The 5755-nt window shown below is 67.4% G+C and carries 7 protein-coding genes and 1 pseudogene; 7 read left to right on the top strand and 1 reads right to left on the bottom strand.

The window, feature by feature from the left end; translation table 11 throughout:
- Both fusA and tuf read left to right on the top strand, forming a co-directional pair.
- Positions 1-702 (top strand): annotated as a pseudogene (gene fusA, locus Q0444_RS00245) (elongation factor G); the annotation flags it as partial.
- A 172-nt stretch (positions 703-874) separates the two neighbouring features.
- Positions 875-2065 (top strand): elongation factor Tu, encoded by a 1191-nt coding sequence (tuf, locus tag Q0444_RS00240; RefSeq protein WP_299020386.1) that lies wholly within the window; start codon positions 875-877, stop codon positions 2063-2065.
- 114 nt (positions 2066-2179) lie between these two features.
- On the opposite strand, the gene Q0444_RS00235 is transcribed toward tuf, so the two are convergent.
- Positions 2180-2452 (bottom strand): hypothetical protein, encoded by a 273-nt coding sequence (locus Q0444_RS00235; protein WP_299020383.1) that lies wholly within the window; start codon positions 2450-2452, stop codon positions 2180-2182.
- A 548-nt stretch (positions 2453-3000) separates the two neighbouring features.
- Between Q0444_RS00235 and rpsJ the strand changes: the two genes are divergently transcribed.
- From rpsJ to rplB, 5 genes are all read left to right on the top strand, one after another.
- A complete protein-coding gene (rpsJ, locus tag Q0444_RS00230) occupies positions 3001-3306 on the top strand; it encodes a 30S ribosomal protein S10 (protein ID WP_003938093.1) in 306 nt (101 codons plus the stop codon).
- A gap of 52 nt (positions 3307-3358) precedes the next feature.
- Positions 3359-4024 (top strand): 50S ribosomal protein L3, encoded by a 666-nt coding sequence (rplC, locus tag Q0444_RS00225; protein WP_291082488.1) that lies wholly within the window; start codon positions 3359-3361, stop codon positions 4022-4024.
- Positions 4021-4719, top strand: a complete 699-nt coding sequence (rplD, locus tag Q0444_RS00220) for a 50S ribosomal protein L4 (protein WP_291082485.1) — start codon at positions 4021-4023, stop codon at positions 4717-4719. The genes rplC and rplD overlap by 4 nt, the downstream gene beginning before the upstream one ends.
- A complete protein-coding gene (gene rplW, locus Q0444_RS00215) occupies positions 4716-5018 on the top strand; it encodes a 50S ribosomal protein L23 (protein WP_291082482.1) in 303 nt (100 codons plus the stop codon). Before rplD ends, rplW begins: the two co-directional genes overlap by 4 nt.
- 31 nt (positions 5019-5049) lie before the next feature.
- Positions 5050-5755 (top strand): 50S ribosomal protein L2 (gene rplB, locus Q0444_RS00210; RefSeq protein WP_299020377.1); only part of this gene is annotated, 706 nt, incomplete at its 3' end.

The following is a 5755-nucleotide window of genomic DNA, read 5'->3' as shown; positions in this document are numbered from 1 at the left end:
CGCGAGTTCAAGGTCGAGGCCAACGTCGGCAAGCCGCAGGTCGCCTACCGCGAGACCATCAAGGGCACGGTCGAGAAGTTCGACTACACCCACAAGAAGCAGACCGGTGGTTCCGGCCAGTTCGCGAAGGTGCAGATCCGTCTGGAGCCGCTTCCGCAGGACTCGGTCGAGGCGGGGGAGACCTACGAGTTCGACGACAAGGTCACCGGTGGCCGCGTGCCCAAGGAGTACATCCCCTCCGTGGACCACGGCATCAAGGACGCCATGCAGTACGGCATCCTCGCCGGCTACCCGATGGTCAACGTCAAGGCCACGCTCCTCGACGGTGCCTACCACGAGGTCGACTCGTCCGAGATGGCGTTCAAGGTCGCCGGGTCCATGGCGTTCAAGGAGGCTGCGCGCAAGTGCCAGCCGGTGATCCTCGAGCCGCTCATGGCGGTCGAGGTCGTCACCCCCGAGGACTACATGGGCGACGTGATCGGCGACATCAACTCCCGTCGCGGCCAGATCCAGGCGATGGAGGAGCGCTCCGGCGCCCGCGTCGTCAAGGCGAATGTGCCGCTTTCCGAGATGTTCGGCTACGTCGGCGACCTCCGGTCGAAGACGCAGGGCCGGGCCAACTACTCGATGGTCTTCTCCCACTACGCCGAGGTTCCGGCGAGTGTGTCCAAGGAGATCATCGCCAAGGCGACCGGCGAGTAACCGGTATGGTCCCGGACCGCTGCCCAGCGGTCCGGGACCGATGCCGGCGGCGCACGGTCGAACCTCCGGGTGGCCGCCGGTTCGTGCCTCACGGCACGATGAGTAAGATCAGATCCCACACAAAGCAGTACCCACTACACGGTGGGGACAGACCAGTCCAGGAGGACATCAAGTGGCGAAGGCGAAGTTCGAGCGGACCAAACCGCACGTTAACATCGGCACCATCGGTCACGTCGACCACGGCAAGACCACCACCACCGCGGCCATCACCAAGGTGCTGGCGGACACCTTCCCCGATCTCAACGCCGCGTTCGCGTTCGACGAGATCGACAAGGCGCCGGAGGAGAAGGCTCGTGGCATCACGATCAACATCTCCCACGTCGAGTACCAGACGGAGAAGCGCCACTACGCGCACGTCGACGCCCCGGGTCACGCCGACTACATCAAGAACATGATCACCGGTGCCGCGCAGATGGACGGCGCGATCCTGGTCGTGGCGGCCACCGACGGCCCGATGCCCCAGACGCGTGAGCACGTGCTGCTCGCCCGCCAGGTCGGCGTGCCCTACATCCTGGTCGCCCTGAACAAGTGCGACATGGTCGACGACGAGGAGATCCTCGAGCTCGTCGAGATGGAGGTGCGTGAGCTCCTCGCCTCGCAGGACTACGACGAGGACGCCCCCGTCGTCCACATCTCGGCGCTCAAGGCGCTCGAGGGTGACGAGAAGTGGGTCAAGGCGATCGTCGAGCTCATGCAGGCGTGCGACGACTCCATCCCGGATCCCGAGCGCGAGCTGGACAAGCCGTTCCTCATGCCCGTCGAGGACGTCTTCACGATCACCGGCCGCGGCACCGTCGTCACCGGTCGTATCGAGCGCGGCAAGGTCAACGTCAACGAGGACGTCGAGCTGATCGGTATCAAGGAGAAGTCGACCAAGACGACGGTCACCGGTATCGAGATGTTCCGCAAGCTCCTCGACTACGGCGAGGCCGGCGACAACGTCGGTCTGCTGGTGCGTGGCCTCAAGCGCGAAGAGGTCGAGCGCGGTCAGGTCGTCATCAAGCCGGGCGCCTACACCCCGCACACCAACTTCGAGGGCCAGGCGTACATCCTGTCCAAGGACGAGGGCGGCCGCCACACGCCGTTCTTCAACAACTACCGTCCGCAGTTCTACTTCCGCACCACGGACGTGACCGGCGTCGTGACCCTCCCCGAGGGCACCGAGATGGTCATGCCGGGCGACAACACCGAGATGAGCGTCGAGCTCATCCAGCCGGTCGCCATGGACGAGGGCCTGCGCTTCGCGATCCGCGAGGGTGGCCGCACCGTCGGCGCCGGTCAGGTCACCAAGATCATCAAGTGATCGACTGACGGCGCGCCGCGGGCGACATCGCCCGTGACGCACCCGACGAAGGGGCGCCCCACCGCGAGGTGGGGCGCCCCTTCGTCGTGGCGGGCGGTGCCGCGCCCGGTGTGCTCATCTCCGACGGCTGAGCAGACTCATCGCCACGGAGAGGCCGACCGCGGCCACGCCGGCGAGAGCCGTCACGGCCACGGCCGCGACCTGTTCGGCGGTCGCCGCGTGGTCGCTCCGTCGGGGACCGCTCACGCCGTGGCGTCGGTCCACCTCCTCCAGCGCGCGGAGCATCTCGTTGGGGTCGCCGCCCTTGTCCGGGTGGTGGCGCAGGACTGCCTGGCGCCGATCCCTCTTGTAGGCGGCGGGGTCTCTGGGCTCGCGTCGGCTGGTCACGGTTTGCTCTCCTGGGGTTCGGCGCCGGAGCGCTGATCACCATGACGGTACCCAAAGCGGCGGGTCCGACGCACCGCATCCCGCACTCGCGTGGACCCCGATTTGGCTCCTGGCGAGGGGGTGCGGCATACTGGTCGAGTTGCCCGGACAAGGCGGCGAACCCACGTGGACTCCCTCGGGAGGCACCGGGGGAGCCGGGTTGGTCGGGCGAGCACGACAAGGCGGGTGGGTGACCACCCGCTGGAAAAGTGGAAGGGCGACACGCCCGACCGCGTGGACGCGTCGTGACACATCAACAGCGGCAGCGGATCGGTCCGTCGTCACCCTCGCCTCCGCGGGAGTGCGGCTCTCCGTCCTCTGGGAATCGCAGGTCGTGTCACGTTCGTGAGCGCGCGACGGCGGTTCCCATGACAGAGCACCGATGCATGTGACCGGGAAATCGACGGTCTGACGGTGTCACGTATGACCAGCGAACACAGCAGTGTCCCCCGCGAAGCGGGGGCGCTCACGACAGCCGCCTTCACGGGCGGGGGGAGAATGAGGACGAAGTGGCGGGACAAAAGATCCGCATCCGGCTCAAGGCCTACGACCACGAGGCCATCGACGCCTCGGCGCGCAAGATCGTCGAGACGGTCACCCGTACGGGAGCTCGCGTCGTCGGCCCGGTGCCGTTGCCGACCGAGAAGAACGTGTACTGCGTCATCCGTTCGCCGCACAAGTACAAGGACTCGCGCGAGCACTTCGAGATGCGCACCCACAAGCGGCTGATCGACATCCTCGACCCCACGCCCAAGACCGTGGACGCGCTCATGCGCATCGACCTGCCCGCCAGCGTCGACGTCAACATCCAGTGACCTCCGACCGAGCAGCGGTCAGCCAGCAACGTGCAGCGGAGACAGTGAACAGATGAGTACTACCGAGATCAAGGGAATCCTGGGCGCGAAGCTCGGCATGACCCAGGTCTTCGACGAGAACAACCGGGTTGTCCCGGTTACCGTCATCAAGGCCGGGCCGTGTGTCGTCACCGGGATCCGAAACGAAGAGACCGACGGCTACAACGCCATCCAGATCGCCTTCGGCGCGATCGACCCCCGCAAGGTCACCAAGCCGGTCGCGGGCCAGTTCTCCAAGGCGGGTGTGACGCCCCGGCGCCACCTCGCCGAGATCAGGCTCGACAACGCCGAGCAGGCCGCAGCCTTCGAGCTGGGCCAGGAGATCGGCGCGGACGTATTCGAGGACGGCGCATTCGTCGACGTCACCGGCACCTCCAAGGGCAAGGGCTTCGCCGGCACCATGAAGCGGCACGGTTTCTCCGGTCAGGGCGCCTCGCACGGCACCCAGGCGGTGCACCGTAAGCCCGGCTCCATCGGTGGCGCCTCGACCCCCGGACGCGTGTTCCGGGGCAAGAAGATGTCCGGCCGGATGGGCAACGACCGTGTGACCACCATGAACCTCAAGGTTCACAAGGTCGACGCCGAGGCCGGCGTCCTCCTCATCAAGGGTGCCGTTCCGGGTCGCAACGGCGGCCTCGTGATGGTCCGATCCGCAGTGAAGGGCGGTGCGCGCGCATGACCACGACGGATAACACCGTGAATCTCAAGCTTGACGTCCGTACCCCGGCCGGTTCGGCCAACGGGTCGGTCGAGCTTCCCGCCGAGATCTTCGGCGTCGAGCCCAACCTGCCGCTGATGCATCAGGTGGTCGTGGCCCAGCTCGCCGCGGCGCGCCAGGGCACCCACTCGACCAAGACCCGCGGAGAGGTCCGCGGCGGCGGTCGCAAGCCGTTCCGCCAGAAGGGGACCGGTCGCGCCCGTCAGGGCTCGACCCGCGCCCCCGCCTACACCGGCGGTGGCACGGTGCACGGTCCCAAGCCGCGCGACTACTCGCAGCGCACGCCCAAGAAGATGAAGGCCGCCGCCCTGCGCGGTGCCCTCTCCGACCGGGCCGCCAGCGAGCGTATCCACGTGGTCACCGAGTTCGTCGTGGGTCAGACCCCGTCGACCGCGGGCGTCCGCGACTTCCTCGCGAGCCTGTCGGATCGCAAGAAGTTCCTGGTCGTGGTCGGTCGCGAGGACGTCGCCGCATGGCGTTCGGTCGGCAACCTCGATCACGTCCACCCGATCGCGCCGGACCAGCTCAACACCTACGACGTCCTGAACGCCGACGAGGTGGTCTTCTCCGTGGAGGCACTGGACGCGTTCGTCACGCAGGCGAGCCGCAGTGCCGCCGGCACGTCGAAGACCGCCCAGAAGGAGGCCGAGAAGTGAGCACCGTCGCCGATCCCCGGGACGTGATCCTCGCCCCCGTCGTCTCCGAGAAGGCCTACGGCCTGCTCGAGCAGGGTGTGTACACGTTCCTGGTCTCCCCGGACGCCAACAAGACGCAGATCAAGATCGCCATCCAGGAGATCTTCGGCGTCACGGTGGAGTCCGTGAACACCGCCAACCGTAAGGGCAAGCGCAAGCGCACCCGCACCGGGTTCGGACAGCGCAAGAGCACCAAGCGCGCCATCGTGACCCTCGCGGCTGACAGCAAGCCCATCGAGATCCCGGGTCTGACCGCCTGACGGCGGGAAGAGTTAAGGACGAGAGAACCTCATGGCTATCCGCAAGTACAAGCCCACGACGCCCGGCCGTCGCGGCTCGAGCGTCTCGGACTTCGCCGAGATCACGCGCTCGACGCCCGAGAAGTCGCTGCTGCGCCCGCTGCACAAGACCGGCGGCCGTAACGGCCACGGTCGCATCACCACCCGGCACAAGGGTGGCGGTCACAAGCGTCAGTACCGTGTCATCGACTTCCGTCGTAATGACAAGGACGGCGTCAACGCGACCGTCGCGCACATCGAGTACGACCCGAACCGCACCGCCAACATCGCCCTCCTGCACTACGCGGACGGCGAGAAGCGGTACATCCTCGCCCCGCGCAACCTCAAGCAGGGTATGAAGATCGAGTCCGGTGTCGGTGCCGACATCAAGACCGGCAACAACCTGCCGCTCCGCAACATCCCCGCCGGCACGGTCGTGCACGCGGTGGAGCTGCGCCCGGGCGGCGGCGCCAAGATGGCCCGCGCGGCCGGCGCCGGGATCCAGCTCCTCGGCAAGGAGGGCGCATACGCCTCCCTCCGCATGCCGTCGGGTGAGATCCGCCGCGTCGACGTGCGCTGCCGCGCCACGATCGGCGAGGTCGGCAACGCCGAGCAGGGGAACATCAACTGGGGTAAGGCCGGCCGTATGCGGTGGAAGGGCGTTCGCCCGACCGTCCGTGGTGTGGTCATGAACCCGGTCGACCACCCGCACGGTGGTG

This window comes from uncultured Dietzia sp., from assembly GCF_937873725.1.
Lineage (GTDB): Bacteria > Actinomycetota > Actinomycetes > Mycobacteriales > Mycobacteriaceae > Dietzia.
This window is presented reverse-complemented; position numbering and strand designations above follow the sequence as displayed.

What these genes read in the sequence shown, in the direction of transcription:
- rplC (WP_291082488.1), top strand. Translation starts at nt 3,359, where the DNA reads ATGAGTACTACCGAGATCAAGGGAATCCTGGGCGCGAAGCTCGGCATG.
- rplD (WP_291082485.1), top strand. Translation starts at nt 4,021, where the DNA reads ATGACCACGACGGATAACACCGTGAATCTCAAGCTTGACGTCCGTACC.